The following is a 22,305-nucleotide window of genomic DNA, read 5'->3' on the forward strand; positions in this document are numbered from 1 at the left end:
GCCGCACGACCTCCGCCGCGCGCCCGAGCGTCGTCTCGCGACCGGCCGGCATGTCGCTCATCCCTCCAGTCCCCAGCCGAAGAGCCGATCCAAATGTCCGTGATCGCCGACCGCCTGTCCCGAATCAAGCCGTCGCCGACGCTCGCCGTCACCGCCAAGGCCGCCCAGCTCAAGGAAGCCGGGCGCGACATCATCGGCCTGGGCGCGGGCGAACCCGATTTCGACACGCCCGACAACATCAAGGAAGCCGCGATCAAGGCGATCCGCGACGGGCAGACCAAGTACACGCCGGTGCAGGGCACCAAGGCGCTGGTCGAGGCGGTGCGCAACAAGTTCAAGCGTGAGAACGGGCTGGATTACGCGGCGAACCAGATCGTGGTCGGCACCGGCGGCAAGCAGGTGCTCTACAACGCTTTCATGGCGACGCTGAACCCGGGCGACGAGGTGATCATCCCGGCGCCGTACTGGGTTTCGTATCCCGACATGGCACTGCTGGCCGAGGGCGTGCCGGTCTTCGTCGAGGCCGGCCGTGAGACCGGCTTCAAGATCCAGCCCGCACAGCTGGAAGCGGCGATCACGCCCCGCACCAAATGGCTGATCCTGAACTCGCCCAGCAACCCGAGCGGCGCCGCCTACAGCGCTGCCGAGCTGCGGGCGCTGGCCGATGTGCTGGTCCGCCATCCGCATGTGCTGGTGCTGACCGACGACATGTACGAGCACATCCTGTTCGACGGTTTCGAGTTCGCGACCATCGCCCAGGTCGCGCCGGAGCTTTATGACCGCACGCTGACGGTCAACGGCGTGTCCAAGGCCTATTCGATGACCGGCTGGCGCATCGGTTATGCCGGCGGCCCGGCCAACATCATCAAGGCGATGACCGCGATCCAGTCGCAGTCGACCTCGAACCCGTCCTCGATCAGCCAGGCGGCTGCCGTCGAGGCGCTGAACGGCCCGCAGGATTTCATCGCCGAGCGCGCGGCCCGTTTCCAGGTCCGCCGCGATCTGGTCGTCCGCCTGCTGAACCAGGCCCCGGGCCTGGTCTGCCCGGTGCCGGAAGGCGCCTTCTATGTCTATCCGTCCTGCGAGGGCGTGTTGGGCAAGAAGACCCCGTCGGGCCAGGTCATCGGCTCGTCCGAGGACTTCGCCACCTACCTGCTTGAGCATGTCGGCATCGCCGTCGTCCATGGCGCCGCCTTCGGCCTCGACCCCTATTTCCGCATCTCTTACGCCACGGCCGACGAGGTGCTGGAAGACGCCTGCGGCCGCATCGCGCGCGCCTGCAACGAACTGGTCTGATCCCCCGGGATCCGGTTCTGACAAAGCCCCCCGGTCGCGTTCTGCGGCCGGGGGGCTTTGTCTTGGGGGGGCGTCTTGAGGGGGCGATCACGCCTGCGTGAGCGGTGACGTGAGGTCTTTGCGCGGGCGGCCGTGGCATCCATTATCCGGAGAGGCGCGTATCTCCCTGAACGTCGCCAGTCTTTTCCGCAGGTCAGGAGCCGGACCCATGCGCATCATCCGCCGCCGCAGCTGGGAGCTGCCCGAGCGCGCAGTCACCCCCGAAACCGTCTGGCGTGACCGCCGTTCCGTGCTGAAGGGGCTGGGCCTGGGGGCGGTCGGGGCGGTTGCGGGCGGGCTGGGCGGCAGCCTGCTGATGCCCGGCCGTGCCTTCGCCTATCAGCCGGGCGATCCCACCCCCGACACGCCCTGGGGCGATCTCTACCCCGCGAAGACCAACCCGGCCTATGCCGATGCGGGCCGGCCGGTGACGGTCGAGAAGACCGCGTCTTCTTACAACAATTTCTACGAATTCGGCACCCATAAGCGGATCTGGCCCGATGCCCAGAAGCTGAAGGTCCAGCCCTGGACGGTGACCATCGACGGCATGGTCGAGGCGCCGCAGACGCTGGATGCCGACGCCCTGATCCGCCGGATGGCGCTGGAAGAGCGGATCTACCGCTTCCGCTGCGTCGAGGCCTGGTCGATGGTCGTGCCCTGGAGCGGCTTCCCCCTTGCCGACCTGGTGAAGCTGGCGCAGCCCAAGGCCGGGGCGACATATCTGCGCATGGAGACCTTCGAGGATCGCGAGATGGCTCATGGCCAGCGCTCGATCTGGCTGCCCTGGCCCTATGTCGAAGGGCTGACCATGGCCGAGGCGACCAACGAACTGGCCTTCATCGCCACCGGCATCTATGGCAAGCCGCTGCCCCGCCAGCATGGTGCGCCACTCAGGCTGGTGGTGCCGTGGAAATACGGCTTCAAGTCGATCAAATCGATCGTGCGCTTCACCTTCACCGACCAGCGCCCGGTGAGCTTCTGGGAGCAGTTGCAGGACCAGGAATACGGTTTCTGGGCCAATGTGAACCCCGAGGTGTCGCATCCGCGCTGGAGCCAGGCGCGTGAGCAGGTGATCGACACCGGCGAGGAGATCCCGACGCTGAAGTGGAACGGCTATGGCGATCAGGTCGCCGGGCTCTATGCAGATGTCCGGGATGGTGACCGTCTGTTCCGCTGACCGCTCGCAAGACCGTCCCGCAGCGCCAAAGTTTCAACCAGGGAAGACAGTCCGCCGCCCTTCGTGCCATTCCGCTATGCAGCAAACGCAGAACGGACTTGCGCGGAACGGCGGGCTGCGTCATATTGGCGCACATCGTCGGACCGGACGACAAGACGGTCGCGACAGGCTGAAGGCGGAGCTGGGGAGGTTCGCCTGCGGCCTGATGGACGGAACGGCCGATGGCGGCCGCGCAGCGATGCGATTGCGGATACTCGATCACCCTGCCAGGCCTGGCAGCGCACACGACACCCCGAGGCGCGCGAGACACGCCCCGGATCCAGGCCCGGCCCCGGATTGACCTCCGGAATGGTGAGCGCCCGCATCGCGGCAGCATCCTTCGGGTGCTGCAGTCCTGAGGGGAGGGGAGGCCCCTTGCGGAACCGCTGCGCAGGCCCGTCGGCCGCTTCCGTCCTTCGCGCTTCCGCTGCGGCAGATGCTGCGCCGGGCCGAGGTGGTGCAGGAGGAAACGCTCGCCCTTTCCGGACGCCCGAAGATGGCGCCGGATGACCACAGGAGCAGCCGCAAGAGCTGCCGGCCCGGCACGAACCGGGCCTCGCGACGAGACGCGCGAAACAGATAAAGACAGACAAGCTCAGCAGAGACTGACAGACCAGGACGACAGGCCCGGGCGGGGCCGGCCAGACATCCCCGCCCGGGCCTTTGCATGAAGAGGCCCGGCGGCCAAAAAAAAGCCGGGCCCGAAGGCCCGGCTGAAGTCTGACAGGGAGGCTTCACGTCTGGGAGACGCAAAAAGGTCAGGGAGACCTGACATCCGGGGGGAGACCCGGACGCGGAAACAAGCGGGGGAGCCGCCGGCTTCCGTGGCATCGGAGGCTAACCTCGACGATGTTGCAGTGCATATAGGATGCCTGAGATCGAAGTGCCAGAGGCACGACGTCAGTTCAGCCATGCACGTTGTGCATGGCTTTCTTTTTGCACGTAAGCATTGTGACAGACGGATGAAAAGCAGCAGGTCACCACTGCTTTACGCATCATGAACCAACGTCTCACGCCGTGTTGCGGACACATGATGCAATCCGGCCGTGAAACAACCGCCGCCGAGGCTGCATCGGTAGGCATCTCCCTGCATTGTTGATAATCTCTACCCCGGTGAACGGGTCACCATTGCCGTATCCCGTCATGTCACAGATGACCTTTGCGAGCGACAATCCGGGGGGATCAACTGCGTGCATCGGCTGATGAAGATGCTGGCGACGGCCGTCATCGTCGTGGCCGGTATCCTGGGGCAGGCGGTGATGGCGGCAGGTGCGGAACCGCAGGTGGTGAAGGTCGGGGGGTATCAGTTCGCCCCCTACATGTCGTTCGGCGAGGGCGGAGCGGAACCGCACGGGCTGACGGTGGATCTGATCGCCTTGCTGAACCAGGCGCAGGACAGATGGCGCTTCGAGCTGATGCCGACCACGCCGCTCCGGCGTTATGACGATTTCGCCCGCGGCCGCTTCGACGTGATGTTCTTCGAAATGGCCGGCTGGGGCTGGGGGCGCCGCGATATTCCGCTCGACGTGTCCGACACGATCGCGACCGATCGCGAAGTCTTCATCGCGCAGCTTTACGCCGGCCGTGACAAATCCTGGTTCGGCAATGTGCGGGCAACCAAGATCGCTGCGATGCTGGGCTACCACTATGCTTTCGCGGATTTCGCCGGCGACCCCGATGAGATGCGGAAGCGCTTCGATCTGGTACTGGTCAACGACAATGCCGCGGTCATCGAACTGGTGCTGCTGGGCCGGGTGGAGGCGGGGGTGGTGACACAATCCTTCCTCAGCCGCTATCTTGCCGACCGGCCCAATGATCTGGCGCGGTTGCTGGTGTCGGATCAGGCCGATCAGCTCTATGACCTGCGGGTACTGACCCGGCCGGGGCTGGATCCGGATGCGGCCGCGATCCGGGCGCTGCTTGTCCGGCTGGATCGTGCCGGCCAGCTTGCACCGCTCTGGCACGCCTATGGGCTCGACCCGGCGCCGCTCAGGGAAGACTGAAAGGGGAGGAACGGCGAGCGATGCGCCGGATGCGGGCATGACGGAAAAACGCGAGACGCTGACCGGGGCGGTGATCGGCCGGCCACCGGCTGCGGGGGCGCCGAAGCGCTCGCTGGCCGCCAAGCTGTTCCGCCGCACCCTGCCGGTGGTGATGCTGATCGTGCTGCTGATCCAGGGCAGCATCGCCTGGATCACCTGGACCGATCAGCGCCGGGCGCTGGAACGCCGCGCCGGCGTGCTGACCGACCTGACCGCAGCTGCCATCGCCACCCCGCTCTGGTATCTGGACCGCACGGTGTTCGAGCCGCAGGTCGAAGCCCTGATCAGCGACCGGGGCTTCCGCTACGCCCGGGTGCTGAACGACAATGACGAGATGCTGTTCGAGACCGGCACCCCGCCCGAGGCGGGCAGCGGCGCGATCACCGTTTCGCGTGAAATCATAGAGCCGCAGGGGCATATCAAGGCCGGTACGCTGGAAGTGGTGTTCGCCACCGACGAACTGAACCGGATCGCCATCCTGCAGGTGGCGACGGCCGCTTTTGCCGTGCTGCTTTTGACCGGCGCGCTGTCGATCACCGTGCAGTTCGCCATGCGCCGGCTTGTCGTCCAGCCGCTGGGGCGGATGCTGCGGGCGATGCGCCAGGTGGAGCATAAGAGCTGGACCACGCTCGACGAACCGGCGGATGACGAGCTGGGCCAGGCGGCTGCGGCCTTCAACCGCATGGTGGCCGGCCTTCGGGCCGGTGATGATGCCCGCCGGCTGCTGGAGGCGCTGCAGGACGCCCAGGCAGCGCTGGTTGAGAAGAATGTCGAGCTGGAGACCGCGAACCACCAGGTGATGGAGAGCATCCGCTATGCCCGTCGGATCCAGGAAGGCATCCTGCCCGATCCGACGGTTCTGGCGCCGGCGATGGCTGATGTCGCCCTGCTCTGGGAGCCGCTGGATGTGGTCGGCGGTGACTATTGCTGGATGGAACGGCGCGATGGCAAATGCCTGATCCTGCTGGCGGATTGTACCGGCCACGGGGTGCCGGGCGCCTTCATGACCCTGGTCGTGGCCTCCGAGCTGCAGGCGATCCTGGATGTGGCGGGGGTGCCGGAGCCCGATCAAATTCTGGGCGCGCTGGACCGGCGCCTGCGCATGCGGCTGCGCCAGGACCGACCGGATCCGGGCGGCCGCGATGCATCCGATGATGGGGTCGATGCTGCGGTCTGCATCTATGACGAGGCAACCGGCACGATCGCTTTCGCCGGCGCCGGCCTGTCGCTGACCGTGGTCGGCCCCGACGGCGTATCGTCGATCACCGGCGTACGCCGCAGTCTGGGCTATCGCAGCCTGCCGCCGCCGGGGCGCATTCCGGTTCACCTGCATCAGGTCCGGCCAGGGGAAAGCTTCCATCTCTGGACCGATGGTGTGACCGACCATGTCGGCGGGCCGTCGCGCCGGTTGTTCGGCCGCCGCCGGATGGCGGCCCTGCTGGCCACCCATGCCCATCTGCCGCTGGCGGAACGGCTGCAGGCACTGACGGTGGCGCTTGACGAATGGCGCGGCACGGAGGTCCGTCGCGATGACATGACCATGGTCGCTTTCCGGCCGCAGACGGCCGGGCCCCCGGCTGGCGGAGATCCGGCTGGCGGGGATCCGGTCACCAACAGTTCCAACGCCCCCAACCCCTGACGAACCGTAACGCGCCGACGTCGCATGCGATGTGGCATCTGTCCGAGGAGCCGAGAGGTGCTGGCCCGAGACCTTTACGATTTCCGCACCCAGATACAGGCCAACAAGCTGATGCTGATCTACAGCGGCATCATGTCGGAAGGCATCCTGTTCTCGCTGGGCGAGGCGCTCCGCCGCAAGCTGGAGCAGGACGACACGGACCGCAACCTGACCCGCCGGGTGTTCTCGGTGTTCGTCGAGCAGGTCCAGAACATCATCCGTTATTCCGATGACGCCGACGGCCCCGCCGATGATGCCGCCCGCTCGGGCATCGTGACGGTGGGCAAGGAGGATGGCCGGTTCTTCGTGATCTGCGCCAATGTGATCGACGCCGCACGCGCGCCGCGCCTGAGGCAGCGGCTGGACGAGATCGCGGTTCTGTCTCCCGAGGAACTGAAGGCGCTCTATCGTCAGAAGCTCAAGGAAGACCCTGATGTCGACAGCAAGGGTGCGACGCTCGGCCTGATCGAGATCGCCCGTCGCGCCAGTGCCCCCATCGAGTATGATTTCTTCGAAATCGATGCTCAGACCACCTTCTATGGCCTCAAGGTGTTCATATGACCGCTTCCGACTCTCCCCTCGCCATCGATCTCGCCGCCACCCACCGCTCACCGGCGGTGCGTTTCGACCCGGCTGCCGGCCGGTTCTCGATGGCGGGCGAGTCCTATCCCGAGGATGCCGCTGCCTTTTTCGGGCCGATCCTGTATGCCCTGCGCAGCTTTCTTGCTGAAGACGGGCCAAGCGTCACGGTCGACATCACGCTGGTCTATTTCAACTCGTCGAGTGCCAAGGCTTTGATGAATATTTTCCAGATGTTGGAAGAAACGGCGGCGGCAGGACGTTCAGTCACTGTAAACTGGCACTTCGCCCCGGATGATGAGACGATGGAGGAATTCGGGGAGGATTTTGCGTCCGACCTGGAGCACATCGACTTCGTCATGTGCGCGGACGGCGACAGTGGCGACTGATCGGGATGACGTGAGATGACCAGGCCCAAGGTGTCCAGGGTGAAGACCCTGCCCGAGCCGGCGACGACGGGGGACTTCTCGCTCTTCGACCAGGAAGAGGCGATGATCGCCCAGAGTGAGGAGATGCTCCGCAAGCTGGAGGAGGTCTCCGACGGCGTGCGCACCCTGATGCGCGCCTATCGCCAGGGCTATCGGGAGCAGCGCCGTCTGGTCCGTCTTTCCGATCGTATGCAGGACGAACTGCGCCGTCTGAACCAGCGGCTGGAAGCCGAGGTCCGCGCGCGTGAAGCCCTGGCCCATCGGCTGGAGGCGCTGGCCGCGGTGGATGAACTGACGGGTGCCGCCACCCGCCGGCATTTCATGGATGTCGCGGCCCATCTGGCCGATCAGTGGCGCCATGAGGGTCGGTCGTCCGGCGTGATCATGGCCGATCTCGACCGCTTCAAGACGATCAACGACCGCTTCGGACATGCGGCCGGCGACGAGGCGCTGCGCCTGTTCGTGGGCCGGATGTCCGAGACGCTGCGGGAGGATGATCTGGTCGGCCGGTTGGGTGGAGAGGAGTTCGCGGTGCTGCTGCCGGGGATCGGCGCGGCAGAACTGGACGAGGTGGCAGAGCGCCTGCGCGCCGCCACCGCCGCCATTCGCATGCCCTGGAAGGGCGACGAGATCCGGCTGACGGCAAGCTTCGGTCTGGCGCGGTTCTCGGCCCCCGGCGACGATATCGACCGGGTGCTCTCCAGGGCCGACAAGGCGCTTTATGCCGCCAAGCGATCCGGCCGCAACCGTGTCGCCACCGGTGACGACATCACCGAAGCGGCAGAGACCGACTGAGTCTCTGCCGCCGGATCTTCGTCTTCGGGCGCCTTAGAGCCCGTCCGAGAAGTGATCTATAATTTCCGGCTCCTTGCGATTCTGCGCATCATGATCCGGATCATCGCGAGACGGAGGAATGCCAAAGCCATCGTGAGAGGTTCTCGAAGTCCTTGGCCAGCCTGCGGCAGCGGCCGAGCCATCCGAAGGTCCGTTCGACGATCCAGCGTTTGGGCAGAACCTGGAAGCCCTTGGCGGTATCCGAACGCTTGACGATTTACAGGTGCCAGACACCGAGTTCACGCACGGCGGCAGCCGTGGCGGCCCCTGGTAGCCACCATCGGCGAAGATGCGCTCGATGAAGGGGAACAGGCGGCGGACCTCCTTCAGCACCGGCAACGCGCCGTCCCGATCCTGGATGTCGGCAGGCTGGATCTGCGCTTCCAGCATCATGCCGAGCGTGTCGACGACGATGTGCCGCTTCTTGCCTTTGACCTTTTTGCCCGCGTCGTAGCCCGACGGATCGATCCGCGCCAGCGTGCCATCCCATTCCCGCAGACCCGGATATTCATGCACCGCCGCTCCGCGGCGGCAGATCCTTGGGCGGAGCCCACCATTGGCAGCCGGTCATCAGCACATAGAACACGCCAATCAGAACGTCGCGGATATCGACCGTGCGCTGTTGACCACCCCGCTTCGCGGGCGGGATCAGCGGTTCGACCAGCACCCATTCTTCATCCGTCAGGTCGCTCGGGTATCTCAGACCCGGCCGCTCTTAAACCCGGCGGGTTTCCGTCGCCCACATTCTGTCCGCTCCCTTTTTCTCTGGCGCGGCATAGAATCACAACGGATTCACCGGATTCGATAACCTTCCGGACGGGCTCTTAGCGCAGGCTCTGCTCGATTTCCCGGATCAGGAAATCGCGGAACACGGCGATGCGTTTCGAATGGCGCAGTTCTTCGTGATAAACGAAGTAAACCTCGGATTGCGGGCCTTCCAGCTCGGGCAGGACCTGCACCACATTGCCGTTCTCGCGCACCATGTAATCGGGGATCGAGGCGACGCCGAGGCCGCTCTCCACCGCGCGCATGATACCGTAGATATTGTTCACCTTCAGAATCGGCCGCCGGGCCTTGCCGGGGGTGGCTCCTGCATCCAGGATCCAGTTGGCGTTGGAAATGGGCGCGGCCGTGTCTTCGCCGAAGACGATCAGCTTGTGATCGTCCAGCTCGGCCGGGGTCTTGGGCATGCCCTGGCGGTTGACGTAATCCGGCGAGGCATAGATGCCGTGCCGGATGGTCATGAGCTTGCGTTTGACCAGATCCGGCTGGCGGGGCGGCGACATGCGGATGGCGATATCGGCCTCGCGCATGCCCAGATCCAACTCGCTGTCATCCAGCAGCAGGGTGATGGTGACGTCGGGATGCAGGCTGAGGAAGCCATGGATCCTGGGCGTCAGCCAGACCGAGCCGAAGGCGACCGTGGTCGTGACCTTGAGCGGGCCCTTGGGGCGTTCGCGGCTTTCGGTCAGCATGGCTTCGGCCATGGACAGCTTCGCGAACACATCGCGGGCGGTGTTGCGCAGCAGCTCCCCCTGTTCGGTGAGGATCAGGCCGCGGGCGTGGCGGTGGAACAGGGGGACGCCCAGGCTCTCCTCCAGCGCACTGATCTGTCGGCTGATCGCCGACTGGCTGAGGTTCAGCAACTCGCTTGCATGCGTGAAGCTGCCGGCCTCGGCGACGGTGTGGAAGATCTTGACCCGGTCCCAGTCCATATCAGGCTCGCGCGGCTCCGCTGATGCTGCCGGATGGCGACGTCTGGCTCCCTGCCGTCACCCGGTCCGCTGCTGGTGTTTTGACGATCTTACGGCGCGATGCGCCGGTCTTCAAAGGTCCTGAGCACGGCCGCACCGTTTTCGGTGCAGCCGCATGTGCTCATTCTGCGGCGGCATCGGCCGGCGCATGGGTGGTTCCGGCCAGGAAGCGTTCGGCCTCCAGCGCCGCCATGCAGCCGGTACCGGCTGCGGTGACCGCCTGACGGAACACCTTGTCCTGAACGTCGCCGGCCGCGAACACGCCCGGAATGCTGGTCCGGGTGCTGTCGGGGCGGGTGATCAGATAGCCTTCCTCGTCCAGCTCCAGCTGGCCGCGGAACAGGGCGGTCGCCGGTGCATGGCCGATCGCGATGAACACGCCGTCGACATTGAGGTCCCGCAGGCTGCCGTCGGCGGTGTCCTTCAGGCGCACGCCGGTCACGCCGCGCGGCTCGCCGCCGGCCAGATAGCCGTCGACCACGGCGTTCCAGATCATCTCGATCTTCGGATTGGCGAACAGCCGCTCCTGCAGCATCTTCTCGGCCCGGAGCGCGTCGCGCCGGTGGATCAGATACACCTTGTCGGCATGGTTGGTGAGGTAAAGCGCCTCTTCGACCGCGGTATTGCCGCCGCCGACCACCGCCACCGTGCGATTGCGGTAGAAGAAGCCGTCGCAGGTCGCACAGGCCGACAGTCCGAAACCCTTCAGGAGTTCTTCGTCGGGCAGGCCCAGCCATTTCGCCTGGGCGCCGGTGGAAATGATCACGGCATCCGCGACATAGCGGTCGCCGCTGTCGCCGGTGGCGATGAAGGGGCGGGTGCTGAGGTCGATATCGGTGATGATGTCGTGATGGAAGCGGGTGCCGACATGCTCGGCCTGCTTCTGCATCTGCTCCATCAGCCAGGGGCCCTGGATCACGTCGGGGAAGCCCGGAAAGTTCTCGACATCGGTGGTGATCGTCATCTGGCCGCCCGGCTGGAGCCCATGGACCAGGATCGGCTCCAGCATGGCACGCGAGGCGTAGATCGCCGCGGTCAGGCCGGCGGGGCCGGATCCCAGGATGAGAACCTTGGTGCGATGGGTGGCACTCATGACGTGTCGGCCTTTCCAGAGCAGGACATGTGACGGGCGGCGGACGGCCTGAACCCCGACTCGCCTTGCGGCAGCGGGGAGGGGCGGGGAAGCTAGCGGGAAACGGCCGGATTTGCCAGCACCAACCGCCGGATCCGCGCCGCCACCGCCTGGGCATCACCCAGGGGCGGGTAGCGCCAGGCGATCTCGCCCCGGGCGACGAAGTCCGCATCGAGCGGGCGGGCTGCGCCCAGAGCATAGAGTGCCCGGTGCAGCCGTGCCTCTTTCGACGCCTCCCCCGTCATGGGCAGGATCGCGACCGGCCGGCCGGTGCTGGCGGCTTCCGAGGCCATCGACATGCTGTCGCCGGTGACCACGATCAGATCCGCCACACCCAGTATGCCGAAATAGGGATTGTCACCGCTCTTTGCCACATCATGCAGCCAGAAAGCGCCCGGCCGTGTGGTCTGGAACACGTCGCGGAGGGCGGCAGTCACCTCCGCGCCACTGCGACGGCTGTTGGTCGCCAGGATCCGGGCATCGTGGCGGGCGGCCAGATCGGCGACCAGCCTGGCCAGATGGCGGGCATCTTCGGCGCCGAAGGGCATGCGCTTGGTTGTCCCGCCGACCAGCAGGCCGATCCGGGGCGTCGGGCCCGCCCCCATGCCGGCAGCGGCGAAGCGGGGTTCCCACTCCGCGGCAGCCCCGGCAAGGCGAACAGGGGTGACACGGTTGGGCGCGCCCAGGGTCACCAGCAGCCGCGGGTCGCGGTCGCTCTCGCGGGCGATGCGGTCATGGGCCGGCACGGCGATCAGGTCCAGCCCGCGGCTGGGTTCGCCGGGCCACATGATCTGCACGGCGACCATCTGCGGAAAGCGCCGCTTCAGCCGGCGGAGCGCCGGCGTCGCCCGCCGTCCGGCCGCGATCGCGACATCGGGTACCGCTACGGCATCGAGCGCTGCCGCCGCAGCCGTCGTAAGCCCAAGCGTGGAGGTGCCACGAACCAGGTTGGGCAGGCGGATCAGCCGGCTGTAGGAAAGACGGATGTCCGTGATCGGCCAGCCCAGCGCCTCGGCAACGCCCAGAGCTTGCGCATTGTTACCGGCGCGGTCATCGGTCAGCACGCAGACGTGTGGCAGCGACTGCGGCTGTCCCAGGTTGCGCGGATCGGTCATGGCTGCCTGCGGTATGACATTACGGAAGGTCGGTCCTGAAAGATCGTTTCGTGCTTGAGAGCCCCACCGGCGGACTATAAAGTCCGCGGCGCCGGAACGGAACCGCTTCGCCTCGGGTGCTGAGGGGCAACCTCCGGCCGCGGTTCGCCTGCAACCGGCAACAGATGAAGACTATCGAATGGCCCATGGGTCGCGACAGAACCGCAAACTGCCGCTATGGGTCCGGGTAATATTGCTATAGACTGCCCAGCGATCACGTTGGCCCGCGCGCACGGGCCCGTGACGGGGGAAGGGAGTCAGCGACACTATGGCGCGGGTAAAACTCGATACCATCGACCGGAAGATCCTTGCCGATCTCCAGTCCGACGGTCGCATCACCAATGTGGAACTCGCCCGCCGGGCGGGCATCTCGGCACCGCCCTGCCTGCGGCGCGTCCGGGCCCTCGAAGAGGCGGGCTTCGTGCGCGGGTATCGCGCGGAGCTGGATCCTGAACATCTCGGCTTCTCGGTCACCGTCTTCGCCCGGGTCGGGCTGGAGAGCCAGGCCGATCTCGACCTCAAGAAGTTCGAGGCGCTGGTCCAGAGCTGGCCCGAGGTCCGCGAGTGCTACATGCTGGCGGGCGAGACCGATTTTCTGCTGAAGATCGTGGCCAAGGACTGGGACGCCTATCAGCGCTTCCTGACCACCCGGCTGACCGCAGCGCCGCCGGTGCGCCATGTCCGCACCTCGCTCACCATCCGGACCTCGAAATACGAGCCGGGGGTGCCGATCGAGCTGCTGGAAGCCGAAGAGCCTTCCGGCGACGACGACTGATCCCGAACCGCCCGAGTTGCAGGACGATCCTGAGCCGTGCGGAAACCGCAGACCCCTGGGGGCGGGGGTGGTGGTTGTGCAACCTGGCTGATCATGGTTCGGTGCAAAACGATCCGAACGGCCGCTTTCGGGTGAAGGCGGCCGTTTTCGTTTGCGGAAGAGCCGATCCGATGTCGTTGCAGACCCTCCCCCCCTGGTTGCGCTGGCTGCTGCTGCCGATCGTGTCCGTGCCGCTGACGGCGGGGCTGATCTGGATCCAGCTGCCGGCGGCGTTGCTGCTGGGGCCGATGGTCTCGGGGATTCTGCTGGCGCTCGGCGGCGTCGGGCTCAAGATGCCGCGGATCACCTTCCTGATGGCTCAGTCGGTGCTGGGGTGCATGATCGCAGGCTCGGTACGGCCCGAGATCCTGGTGACGGTGGCTGCAGACTGGCCGATCTTCCTCGGTATCGTGCTGTCCACCATCCTGCTCAGCGGTGCGCTCGGCTGGGTGATTGCCCGCAATCACATCCTGCCCGGCACCACCGGTGTCTGGGGGACATCGGCCGGTGCCGCCTCTGCGATGGTGGTGATGGCGGAAGCCTTCGGGGCCGATGCCCGGCTCGTTGCCTTCATGCAGTATACCCGCGTGCTGTTCGTGGCTTTCGCCGCCGCCCTGCTCGCGCATTTCCTGCTGGCGGGGGAGGCGGGGGCCGCCATCCCGATCGTCTGGTTCCCCACGATCGATCCGCTTGCCTTTGCCGAGACCCTGGCCCTCGCCGCAGCCGGTGTGGCGGCCGGCCGGCTGATCCCGGTGCCCGCGGCGGGGCTGCTGCTGCCGATGATCGGGGGGGCCGTGCTCAGCGCCACCGGCCTCATGACCATCCAGCTGCCGCAATGGCTGCTGGCGGCCAGCTATGCCGTCCTCGCCTGGAGCGTGGGGCTCGGCTTCACCCGGGTGGTGCTGATGCATGCGCTGAAGGCGCTGCCCACCATCCTGGTTTCGATCGCGGTGCTGATCGGCTTCTGCGCCGGCCTCGCCTGGGTGCTGACCCGGCTGACCGGCATCGACCTTCTGTCGGCCTATCTGGCGACCAGCCCCGGCGGGCTCGACACGGTCGCAATCATCGCCGCCTCCAGCCGCGGCGTGGATATCGGCTTCGTCATGGCCCTGCAGACCATGCGCTTCTTCCTGGTCGTCCTGCTCGGCCCCCCGCTCGCCCGCTTCGTGGCGCGGCAGGTGCGGGAGTGACGGCCGAGGTGAGCTGCTGAACGGAAAAGGGCCGGCCCCTCCGCTCGGGAAGGGCCGGCCCTTCACGTCTTCGACGGAGCGTCCGGCGTCAGCTGAAGCTCACCGCCATGATTTCGTAGGAGCGGCGGCCCTTGGGGGTCGCGACCTCGACGGTCTCGCCCACCGCCTTGTTGATCAGCGCGCGCGCCATCGGCGACGTCACCGAGATGCGGCCGATCTTCAGGTCGGCCTCGTCGACGCCGACGATCTTGTAGCTGGTCTCTTCCTCGGTCTCTTCGTCGACGACGGTGACCGTCGCGCCGAACTTGACCCGATCGCCCGACAGCTTGGTGGGGTCGATCACCTCCGAGCGGGACAGCTTGTCCTCCAGCTCGGCGATGCGGCCCTCAATGAAGCTCTGGCGTTCGCGCGCCGCGTGGTACTCGGCGTTCTCCGACAGATCGCCATGCGCCCGGGCTTCGGCGATCGCGTTGATCACCTCGGGACGGGCCACCGTCTTCAGATGCTTGAGTTCGGCGGTCAGTCGGTCGAAGCCTTCCAACGTCATGGGAACTTTTTCCATGGGTATGACGCTTTCCACGTTGGTCGTCGAACGGTCAGGCGATCGTCGGAGGGAATGCCGTTCCGCGGTTGACAGGAATTCATGCCGCAGCAGTTCTGCGCGCGGCGGCCGGGCTTTCCGGCCGCCGAACGTCGGTTGTGCACGAGATCGCTGTGCACCTGCAGCACGACAACAGGAACACATGCGGGGCCGATTTTCATCGGCCCCGCATGTCGATCAGCCGTTTTCTGCGGCCTTCTCAGGCAGAATAGGATTGCAGGGACCGGACTTCAAGCGTGCCGGCCCGGATGGCCGCGATCGCCTGAACGGTCGCCCGGCAGCCGGCGACGGTGGTGAAATAGGGCACCTTGTTCATCAGGGTTTCGCGGCGCAGCGAATAGCTGTCCGAAATCGCCTGCGACCCGGCGGTGGTGTTGAACACCATGTCGATCCGGCGGTCCTTGATCTGGTCGATGATGTTCGGCCGGCCCTCATGGGCCTTCTTGACCAGTTCGACCTGGATGCCCGCATCGGTCAGCACCCTGGCAGTGCCGCGGGTGGCGACGATCTCGAAGCCCTGGGCCTTCAGGCCGCGGGCGATCTCGACCATCGCCTCTTTGTCGTCGTCGCGCACCGACACGAAGACCCGGCCCGAGGTCGGCAGGCGCACGCCCGCCGCCAGCTGCGCCTTGGCGAAACTGCGGCCGAAATCGGTGTCGAGGCCCATGACCTCGCCGGTCGACTTCATCTCGGGGCCGAGCAGGATGTCGACGCCGGGGAAGCGGGCGAAGGGGAAGACCGCTTCCTTGACCGCGATATGGTCGACCTTGCGTTCGGCCAGATCGAAGGCACTCAGCTTCTCGCCCGCCATGATCCGGGCAGCGATCTTGGCGATCGGCCGGCCGACGGCCTTGGCGACGAAGGGCACGGTGCGGCTGGCGCGCGGGTTGACCTCCAGGATGTAGATCTCCCGGTCCTTGACCGCGAACTGCACGTTCATGAGCCCGACCACGCCGAGCTTCAGCGCCAGCGCCTCGGTCTGGCGGCGGATCTCGGCGATGATCGCGTCGTCCAGCGAGTAGGGCGGCAGCGTGCAGGCGCTGTCGCCCGAATGGACGCCGGCCTCTTCGATATGCTCCATGATGCCCGCGACCACCACGGTCTCGCCGTCGCAGAGCGCGTCGACGTCGACCTCGATCGCATCGGTCAGGAAGCGGTCGAGCAGCACCGGCTTGTTGCCGAATTCGCGCACCGCCCGGCGCATATACGAGGACAGGCCACCCAGATCATGGACGATTTCCATCGCCCGACCGCCCAGCACATAGGACGGACGCGCAACCAGCGGGAAGCCGATGCGCTGGGCGATGGCCAGTGCCTCTTCCTCGCTGTGGCAGGTGTCGTTGGCCGGCTGCTTCAGCGCCAGATCGTTCAGCAGCTTCTGGAAGCGGCGCCGGTCCTCGGCCAGGTCGATCGCATCCGGCGAGGTGCCGAGGATCGGCACCTGGGCCTTTTCCAGCGGCTCTGCCAGCTTCAGCGGGGTCTGGCCGCCATACTGCACGATCACGCCCTTGAGCGTGCCGCGCGAGGTTTCCACCCGCACCAGCTCCAGCACGTCCTCGACCGTCAGCGGCTCGAAATAGAGCCGGTCCGAGGTGTCGTAGTCGGTGGAGACCGTCTCGGGGTTGCAGTTGACCATGATGGTCTCGTAGCCCGCCTCCGAGAGGGCATAGGCTGCGTGGACGCAGCAATAGTCGAACTCGATGCCCTGGCCGATCCGGTTCGGGCCACCGCCGAGCACGATGATCTTGGTGCGATCCGAGGGCTGCGCCTCGCATTCGACGATGCCGTCGAAGCCGGGCAGCTCGTAGGTCGAGTACATGTAGGGGGTGCGCGCCTCGAATTCGGCCGCGCAGGTGTCGACCCGCTTGAACACCGGGTGCACGCCGGCCTTCCAGCGCCGGGCGCGGACGATCTCTTCGTCGAGGCCGGCGAGCTTCGCCAGCCGCGCATCCGAGAAGCCCAGAGACTTCAGCCGGCGCCAGCCGGCGGCATCTGCCGGCAGCCCGTCCTCGATCACCTGCTTCTCGGTGGCGACCAGCCCGGCCAGACGCTCGATGAACCAGGGATCATAATCCGAGGCCTCGTGGATTTCTTCCGGCGTCAGGCCGGCGCGCAGCGCCTGGGCGATCACCAGCAGCCGGTCCGGGGTCGGCATCGCCAGGGCGGAGCGCAGCGCATCGACTTCGCTGGTGCCGGGGCCGCCTGCAACCTCGACCTCGTCCAGACCGGTCAGGCCGGTTTCCATCGAGCGCAGGGCCTTCTGCAGCGATTCCTCGAAGCAGCGCCCCATGGCCATGACCTCGCCCACCGCCTTCATCGAGGTGGACAGCGTGCGCGCGGTGCCCGGGAACTTCTCGAAGGCGAAGCGCGGGATCTTGGTCACGACATAGTCGATGGTCGGCTCGAACGAGGCCGGCGTGACGCCGGTGATGTCGTTCTGCACCTCGTCGAGCGTGTAGCCGACGGCGAGCTTGGCCGCGACCTTGGCGATCGGGAAGCCGGTCGCCTTCGAGGCGAGCGCGGACGAGCGCGACACGCGCGGGTTCATCTCGATCACGACCATGCGGCCGGTCTCGGGGTCGATCGCGAACTGCACGTTCGACCCGCCGGTGTCGACGCCGATCTCGCGGAGAACCGCGAGCGAGGCGTCACGCATGATCTGGTATTCCTTGTCGGTGAGCGTGAGTGCCGGGGCGACGGTGATGCTGTCGCCGGTGTGCACGCCCATCGGATCGATGTTCTCGATCGAGCAGACGATGATGCAGTTGTCCGCGCGGTCGCGGACCACCTCCATCTCGTATTCCTTCCAGCCGAGCACCGATTCCTCGACCAGCACCTCGTTCACCGGCGAGGCGTCGAGGCCGCTGGCCACGATCTCTTCGAATTCCTGCCGGTTATAGGCGATGCCGCCGCCGGTGCCGCCCAGGGTATAGGAGGGGCGGATGATCGTCGGCAGGCCGACGAACTCCATCGCCTCGCGGGCGGATTCCATGTCGCGGACCACGCGGCTGCGCGGGCTGGACAGACCGATGCGGTCCATCGCCTCGCGGAACAGCTGCCGGTCTTCGGCCTTTTCGATCGCCGCCTCGTTGGCGCCGATCAGCTCGACGCCGAACTTCTTCAGCGTGCCGTCGCGCGACAGGGCGAGGGCGGTGTTGAGTGCGGTCTGGCCGCCCATGGTCGGCAGCAGGGCGTCGGGGCGCTCCGCCTCGATCACCTTGGCGACCAGTTCGGGCGTGATCGGCTCGACATAGGTCGCATCCGCCAGGCCCGGATCGGTCATGATCGTGGCCGGGTTGGAGTTGACCAGGATGATCCGGTAGCCTTCTTCGCGCAGCGCCTTGCAGGCCTGGGTGCCCGAATAGTCGAATTCGCAGGCCTGACCGATGACGATGGGGCCTGCGCCGATCACCAGGATCGACTTGATATCGGTACGCTTAGGCATCGGTCTTGGTCTTCTCGATGAGGCGCGCGAAACGGTCGAAGAGGTAGTGGCTGTCCTTCGGTCCCGGCGAGGCTTCGGGATGGTACTGCACCGCGAAGACCGGACGATCGGTCAGGCGGAAGCCTTCCAGCGTGTCGTCGAACAGCGAGACATGGGTCACCTCGGCATTGGCCGGCAGCGAGGAGGCCACGACACGGAAGCCGTGGTTCTGCGAGGTGATCTCGACCCTGCCCGTGGTCAGGTCCTTGACCGGCTGATTGGCGCCGCGATGGCCGCGGCCCATCTTTTCGGTCGAGGCGCCGACGGCCAGCGCCAGCAGCTGATGGCCCAGGCAGATGCCGAAGGTCGGCTTGCCGGTCTCGATCAGCTTGCGGATCTGGGGCACGGCATATTCGCCGGTCGCAGCAGGGTCGCCGGGGCCGTTGGACAGGAAGATGCCGTCGGGCTCGTGCGCCAGGATCTCGTCTGCGGTTGCGGTCGCGGGCACCACCACCACCTCGGCACCGGTGCCGGCCAGGCAGCGCAGAATGTTGCGCTTGGCGCCATAGTCGACCGCCACGACCTTGAAGCGCGGGCTTTCCTGGCGGCCGAAGCCCCGGCCCAGCTCCCACGGGGTCTCGTCCCAGGCATAGGTCTGGGCGCAGGTGACCGTGATCGCGAGATCGAGGCCTTCCAGGCTGGGCGCCGCCTTCGCCTGCGCCTTCAGCGCATCCAGATCCGCCGTGCCGGCCTCACCATGCCAGATCACCGCATTCTGCGGACCCTTGTCGCGCAGCAGGCGGGTCACGCGGCGGGTGTCGACGCCGGCGATGCCGACCAGCCCGTGCGCCGCCGTCCAGTCCTGCAGGCGGCGGGTGGAGCGGAAATTCGACGGCTCGGTCGGCAGCGCCTTCAGGACGAAACCGCGCGCCGCCGGCGTCGTGGTCTCAAGATCCTCGTCATTCGTGCCGACATTGCCGATATGCGGGAAGGTGAAGGTGATGATCTGACCGGCATAAGAGGGATCGGTCAGGATCTCCTGATAGCCGGTGATCGAGGTGTTGAAGCACAGCTCGCCCTCGGCGATGCCTCGTGCGCCGACGCCCAGGCCCCAGAAGACCGTGCCGTCGGCCAGAACGAGGGCGGCCGTAGCCGCCAGGGCGGGCGAGTTCGACGCCTCTTGCATGATAGCGAGCCCCCAGGATGATGCGACGCGGCCGCCCGGGAAGCCCCAAGGCGGCCGATGATAGCGAATGCGTGGTCCATCCGGGGACGCTGGCCCGGCTCGCGGACCCGGCCGGCCGACGTCCCGGCCGCGGAACTGCGGCACAAGGCGGGGCATCGGAGGGGGTCACGGGCGCAACCTGTAAACGACCTGGCAGGCAGGCAAGGCGGTTGCGGCAGCGAAGAGGGCGCGTGCGTAGACGCCCGGCGGGTGGGCGCCGGATCGACCGGACGGACCATACGCAAACCCCTCCCCCCGGTCAAGCCGCGGGCTCCGCTGATTTCGCAAGGGGGGCGTCCGCGTGCCGGCCATTGAAACCCGGGGGGCTGACACGCAATATGAAAGCTTGTCACATCGTCCGTGCCCCCGTTAACTGCCCCGCACCGCCACGATGCCGCCGCCTCTGTCATGATCTGCGGCATCCGGGGCCGGGTTCCCGGCTGCCGCGGTGCGACGGGGCCGCCGGTTTCCGTCTTTTCGAGGGATCGACTTCCATGCTTCGTGAGCGCCTCAAGGACGCGCTTGCCCAGGCCGAACAGCAGGGCGACAGCGAAGAGCTGGCCGTGCTTCGCCTGATCCGGACGGCGATCAAGGACCGTGACGCGGCCGCCCATGTGAGGGGGCGGGATGCGATCGACGATGCCGAGATCCACGACATGCTCCGCACCATGCTGCGTCAGCGCGACGAGAGCATCGGTGCCTATGAACAGTCGGGCCGCATCGAACTGGTCGAGCAGGAGCAGCTGGAGCAGCGGGTGATCCGCCGCTTCCTGCCGCCGCAGATGTCGCAGGACGAGATCGAGGCGGCGGTGCGCGCCACGATCGCCGCCTGCTGCGCCAAGGGGCTGAAGGATCTGGGGCGCACGGTCGATGCGCTGAAATCGGCCTATGGCCCCGAGATGGATCTGGGCTGCGCCAGTTCCGCGGCCAAGCGCCTGCTCCGCAACTGCCAGCCCGGCTGACCCGCACCTCATGGCGCTGCCCCCCGGCTTCATCGAGGAACTGCGTGCCCGCATCCGCCTGTCGGATGTGGTCGGCCGCCGGGTCAAGCTGATCCGGCGCGGCCGCGAGCACACCGGTCTCTGCCCGTTCCACAACGAGAAGACGCCGAGCTTCACGGTCAGCGACGACAAGGGTTTCTATTACTGCTTCGGCTGCGGCGCCAAGGGCGACGCCATCGACTTCGAGATGAAGCTCGGCGGGTTCGACTTCCGCGAGACCGTGGAGCGGCTGGCGGGGGAGGTGGGGCTGACCGTCCCCGCCGAAGATCCGGATGCGAAGCGCAAGGCCGAGCGCCGCGAGGGGCTGGTCGACGTCGTCGAAGAGGCCTGCCGCTGGTTCGAAAGCCGGCTCGGCACGGACGAGGCGGCACCGGCGCGCGACTATCTGGTGCGGCGCGGTTTCGGGCCCGACAGCTGGGGTCGGTTCCGGTTCGGCTATGCGCCCGACCGGCGCGACGTGCTGATCCGCACCTTCGAGCAGCGCGGCATCGCGCTGGACCGGCTGGTCGAATCGGGACTGGCGCGCCGGCGCGAGGACCGCTCCGCCTTCGATTATTTCCGCGGCCGGCTGATCATCCCCATCGCCGACCGACGCGGCCGGATCATCGCCTTCGGCGGCCGGGTGCTGGGCGAGGGTGAGCCCAAATACCTGAACAGCCCCGACACGCCCCTGTTCGAGAAGGGCCGCGTGCTCTATGGCTGGCCGGTTGCCCGAGAGGCCGCGCGCAAGGCCGGAACGGTGCTGGTGGTCGAAGGCTATCTGGACGTGGCCGCCCTGGTTCAGGCCGGGCGGCCCCATGCCGTGGCGCCGCTGGGCACCGCGCTCACCGAACACCAGATCGAAGAGCTGTGGCGCATGGCGCCCGAGCCGGTGCTGTGCCTGGACGGCGATGCCGCGGGGATCCGTGCGGCGCGGCGTGCGGCCGAGCGGGCCCTGCCGTTGCTCAAGCCCGGCCACAGCCTGCGCTTCGTGCGCCTGCCCGGCGGTCATGATCCCGACAGCCTGATCCGGGCCGAGGGGGTCGGGGCGTTCGACCGGGCCGTGGCGGTCCCGCAGCCGATGATCGACCTGCTCTGGCAGGCGGCGCTGGAGGGCCATGCTACCGACACGCCCGAGCGGCTGGCGGCGCTTGAGGCCGATCTGATGGCCCAGGCCGACACGATCCGCGATCCGCTGATCCGCGATCTCTATCGTCGCGACTTCCGCGACCGCGTCTGGCAGCTCCGCCGCGCAAAGCGCGGCGGCGGGAGCGGCCAGATGGCGGCCGGCCGGCCCGGCTTTCAGCGCCCGCAGGGGGAACGTCGCAGCGGCAAGCCGAAGCCCGGCCAGTTGAACGACGATCCGACACCCATCGCCGCTCCGGCGCTGGGCCAGGGGCATGAGGGCCAGTCGGCACGGCGTGAAGCGGCGCTTCTGGCCGCGGTTCTTCTGCATCCTCAACTGCTTGAGGTGGCGGAGGACGAGGTGGCGGCATTGCCTGTGGCCACCCCCGCGCTTGACAGGTTGCGGGCTGCGATCGTAGATACGCACGCATCGGAGTCCGGTCTTGACAGTGAAACGCTGCAGGACCATTTGAGACTGCGAGGGTTTTCGGACCTGGTGGACCGGTTGACGGCGGCGGAAAATGCCGGCCGTGTGCCGTTCGCGGGGCCGGGTGCCGCATTCGACAGGGTTCTGGCCGGATGGCGCAATGTGCTGGCTGTACACCGGCATGCGCAGCTGGTCGACGAATTGAAGGCCGCAGAGCAGGAGCTTGTCGAGAGCATGACGGAAGAAGCTTTGCAGCGGTTCGTCGCGCTCAAGAAGCTCGTTGACGACAACGAGCGCGGACTGGCGGCCTTCGATCAGAGCGACGGTTTCGACCTTTGAGGGTCGGGGCGGGTTCGGCGATGACGCG

At 66.9% G+C, this 22,305-nt stretch carries 17 protein-coding genes and 1 pseudogene; 11 read left to right on the forward strand and 7 right to left on the reverse strand.

Features of this window, described 5'->3' with window-relative positions; genetic code table 11:
- The first annotated feature begins 93 nt into the window (after positions 1-93).
- The 7 genes from P7L68_RS11870 to P7L68_RS11900 all read left to right on the forward strand — a co-directional run bounded on the left by P7L68_RS11870 (position 94) and on the right by P7L68_RS11900 (position 8,073).
- Positions 94-1,296: a pyridoxal phosphate-dependent aminotransferase gene (locus P7L68_RS11870; RefSeq protein WP_372005556.1), complete on the forward strand. Its 1,203-nt coding sequence runs from the start codon at positions 94-96 to the stop codon at positions 1,294-1,296.
- Between the two features lie 208 nt (positions 1,297-1,504).
- Positions 1,505-2,512 (forward strand): protein-methionine-sulfoxide reductase catalytic subunit MsrP, encoded by a 1,008-nt coding sequence (gene msrP, locus P7L68_RS11875; RefSeq protein ID WP_372005558.1) that lies wholly within the window; start codon positions 1,505-1,507, stop codon positions 2,510-2,512.
- A gap of 1,229 nt (positions 2,513-3,741) precedes the next feature.
- Positions 3,742-4,554 carry a substrate-binding periplasmic protein gene (locus tag P7L68_RS11880; protein WP_372005560.1) on the forward strand — a complete coding sequence of 271 codons (813 nt, stop codon included), beginning with the start codon at positions 3,742-3,744 and terminating at the stop codon, positions 4,552-4,554.
- Between the two features lie 37 nt (positions 4,555-4,591).
- Positions 4,592-6,232 (forward strand): PP2C family protein-serine/threonine phosphatase, encoded by a 1,641-nt coding sequence (locus P7L68_RS11885; protein ID WP_372005562.1) that lies wholly within the window; start codon positions 4,592-4,594, stop codon positions 6,230-6,232.
- Positions 6,233-6,289: 57 nt separating this feature from the next.
- Entirely contained in the window at positions 6,290-6,832 is a 543-nt protein-coding gene (locus tag P7L68_RS11890) for a SiaB family protein kinase (RefSeq protein WP_372005564.1), read from the forward strand.
- Positions 6,829-7,239 (forward strand): DUF1987 domain-containing protein, encoded by a 411-nt coding sequence (locus P7L68_RS11895; RefSeq protein WP_372005566.1) that lies wholly within the window; start codon positions 6,829-6,831, stop codon positions 7,237-7,239. The genes P7L68_RS11890 and P7L68_RS11895 overlap by 4 nt, the downstream gene beginning before the upstream one ends.
- A gap of 15 nt (positions 7,240-7,254) precedes the next feature.
- Positions 7,255-8,073: a GGDEF domain-containing protein gene (locus P7L68_RS11900; RefSeq protein ID WP_372005568.1), complete on the forward strand. Its 819-nt coding sequence runs from the start codon at positions 7,255-7,257 to the stop codon at positions 8,071-8,073.
- Positions 8,074-8,129: 56 nt separating this feature from the next.
- Here P7L68_RS11900 and P7L68_RS11905 read toward each other — a convergent pair.
- From P7L68_RS11905 to P7L68_RS11920, 4 genes and pseudogenes are all read right to left on the reverse strand, one after another.
- Positions 8,130-8,815: pseudogene (locus P7L68_RS11905) on the reverse strand (IS5 family transposase).
- Positions 8,816-8,936: 121 nt separating this feature from the next.
- Positions 8,937-9,827: a LysR family transcriptional regulator gene (locus P7L68_RS11910; RefSeq protein WP_014747716.1), complete on the reverse strand. Its 891-nt coding sequence runs from the start codon at positions 9,825-9,827 to the stop codon at positions 8,937-8,939.
- A 160-nt stretch (positions 9,828-9,987) separates the two neighbouring features.
- Positions 9,988-10,959, reverse strand: coding sequence for a thioredoxin-disulfide reductase (gene trxB / locus P7L68_RS11915; RefSeq protein ID WP_372005570.1), 972 nt, complete (start codon positions 10,957-10,959; stop codon positions 9,988-9,990).
- Between the two features lie 92 nt (positions 10,960-11,051).
- Complete coding sequence (locus P7L68_RS11920) at positions 11,052-12,113, reverse strand: mitochondrial fission ELM1 family protein (RefSeq protein WP_372005572.1); 1,062 nt, start codon at positions 12,111-12,113, stop codon at positions 11,052-11,054.
- A 307-nt stretch (positions 12,114-12,420) separates the two neighbouring features.
- Between P7L68_RS11920 and P7L68_RS11925 the strand changes: the two genes are divergently transcribed.
- On the forward strand, positions 12,421-12,927 hold the full coding sequence (locus tag P7L68_RS11925; protein WP_372005575.1) for an Lrp/AsnC family transcriptional regulator: 507 nt from the start codon (positions 12,421-12,423) through the stop codon (positions 12,925-12,927).
- A 176-nt stretch (positions 12,928-13,103) separates the two neighbouring features.
- Positions 13,104-14,156, forward strand: coding sequence for an AbrB family transcriptional regulator (locus P7L68_RS11930; protein WP_372006828.1), 1,053 nt, complete (start codon positions 13,104-13,106; stop codon positions 14,154-14,156).
- 88 nt (positions 14,157-14,244) lie between these two features.
- Here the strand turns inward: P7L68_RS11930 and greA are convergent, their stop codons facing one another.
- From greA to carA, 3 genes are all read right to left on the reverse strand, one after another.
- On the reverse strand, positions 14,245-14,718 hold the full coding sequence (gene greA, locus P7L68_RS11935) for a transcription elongation factor GreA (RefSeq protein ID WP_372005577.1): 474 nt from the start codon (positions 14,716-14,718) through the stop codon (positions 14,245-14,247).
- 238 nt (positions 14,719-14,956) lie between these two features.
- Positions 14,957-18,202, reverse strand: coding sequence for a carbamoyl-phosphate synthase large subunit (gene carB, locus P7L68_RS11940; protein ID WP_372005580.1), 3,246 nt, complete (start codon positions 18,200-18,202; stop codon positions 14,957-14,959).
- Positions 18,195-19,367 carry a glutamine-hydrolyzing carbamoyl-phosphate synthase small subunit gene (gene carA, locus P7L68_RS11945; RefSeq protein ID WP_372005583.1) on the reverse strand — a complete coding sequence of 391 codons (1,173 nt, stop codon included), beginning with the start codon at positions 19,365-19,367 and terminating at the stop codon, positions 18,195-18,197. The genes carB and carA overlap by 8 nt, the downstream gene beginning before the upstream one ends.
- A gap of 533 nt (positions 19,368-19,900) precedes the next feature.
- Between carA and P7L68_RS11950 the strand changes: the two genes are divergently transcribed.
- Both P7L68_RS11950 and dnaG read left to right on the forward strand, forming a co-directional pair.
- A complete protein-coding gene (locus tag P7L68_RS11950; RefSeq protein WP_372005586.1) occupies positions 19,901-20,368 on the forward strand; it encodes a GatB/YqeY domain-containing protein in 468 nt (155 codons plus the stop codon).
- Positions 20,369-20,378: 10 nt separating this feature from the next.
- Positions 20,379-22,277, forward strand: a complete 1,899-nt coding sequence (gene dnaG, locus P7L68_RS11955) for a DNA primase (protein ID WP_372005588.1) — start codon at positions 20,379-20,381, stop codon at positions 22,275-22,277.
- The last annotated feature ends 28 nt before the right edge of the window (positions 22,278-22,305 follow it).

This window comes from Tistrella mobilis (assembly GCF_041468085.1).
Lineage (GTDB): Bacteria > Pseudomonadota > Alphaproteobacteria > Tistrellales > Tistrellaceae > Tistrella > Tistrella mobilis_A.

Coding starts and splice junctions, on each gene's coding strand:
- P7L68_RS11950 (WP_372005586.1), top strand. CDS start 19,901: ATGCTTCGTGAGCGCCTCAAGGACGCGCTTGCCCAGGCCGAACAGCAG.
- P7L68_RS11870 (WP_372005556.1), top strand. CDS start 94: ATGTCCGTGATCGCCGACCGCCTGTCCCGAATCAAGCCGTCGCCGACG.
- P7L68_RS11925 (WP_372005575.1), top strand. CDS start 12,421: ATGGCGCGGGTAAAACTCGATACCATCGACCGGAAGATCCTTGCCGAT.
- P7L68_RS11920 (WP_372005572.1), bottom strand. CDS start 12,113: ATGACCGATCCGCGCAACCTGGGACAGCCGCAGTCGCTGCCACACGTC.
- trxB (WP_372005570.1), bottom strand. CDS start 10,959: ATGAGTGCCACCCATCGCACCAAGGTTCTCATCCTGGGATCCGGCCCC.
- carA (WP_372005583.1), bottom strand. CDS start 19,367: ATGCAAGAGGCGTCGAACTCGCCCGCCCTGGCGGCTACGGCCGCCCTC.
- P7L68_RS11910 (WP_014747716.1), bottom strand. CDS start 9,827: ATGGACTGGGACCGGGTCAAGATCTTCCACACCGTCGCCGAGGCCGGC.
- dnaG (WP_372005588.1), top strand. CDS start 20,379: ATGGCGCTGCCCCCCGGCTTCATCGAGGAACTGCGTGCCCGCATCCGC.
- greA (WP_372005577.1), bottom strand. CDS start 14,718: ATGGAAAAAGTTCCCATGACGTTGGAAGGCTTCGACCGACTGACCGCC.
- P7L68_RS11900 (WP_372005568.1), top strand. CDS start 7,255: ATGACCAGGCCCAAGGTGTCCAGGGTGAAGACCCTGCCCGAGCCGGCG.
- carB (WP_372005580.1), bottom strand. CDS start 18,202: ATGCCTAAGCGTACCGATATCAAGTCGATCCTGGTGATCGGCGCAGGC.
- P7L68_RS11895 (WP_372005566.1), top strand. CDS start 6,829: ATGACCGCTTCCGACTCTCCCCTCGCCATCGATCTCGCCGCCACCCAC.
- P7L68_RS11885 (WP_372005562.1), top strand. CDS start 4,592: ATGACGGAAAAACGCGAGACGCTGACCGGGGCGGTGATCGGCCGGCCA.
- msrP (WP_372005558.1), top strand. CDS start 1,505: ATGCGCATCATCCGCCGCCGCAGCTGGGAGCTGCCCGAGCGCGCAGTC.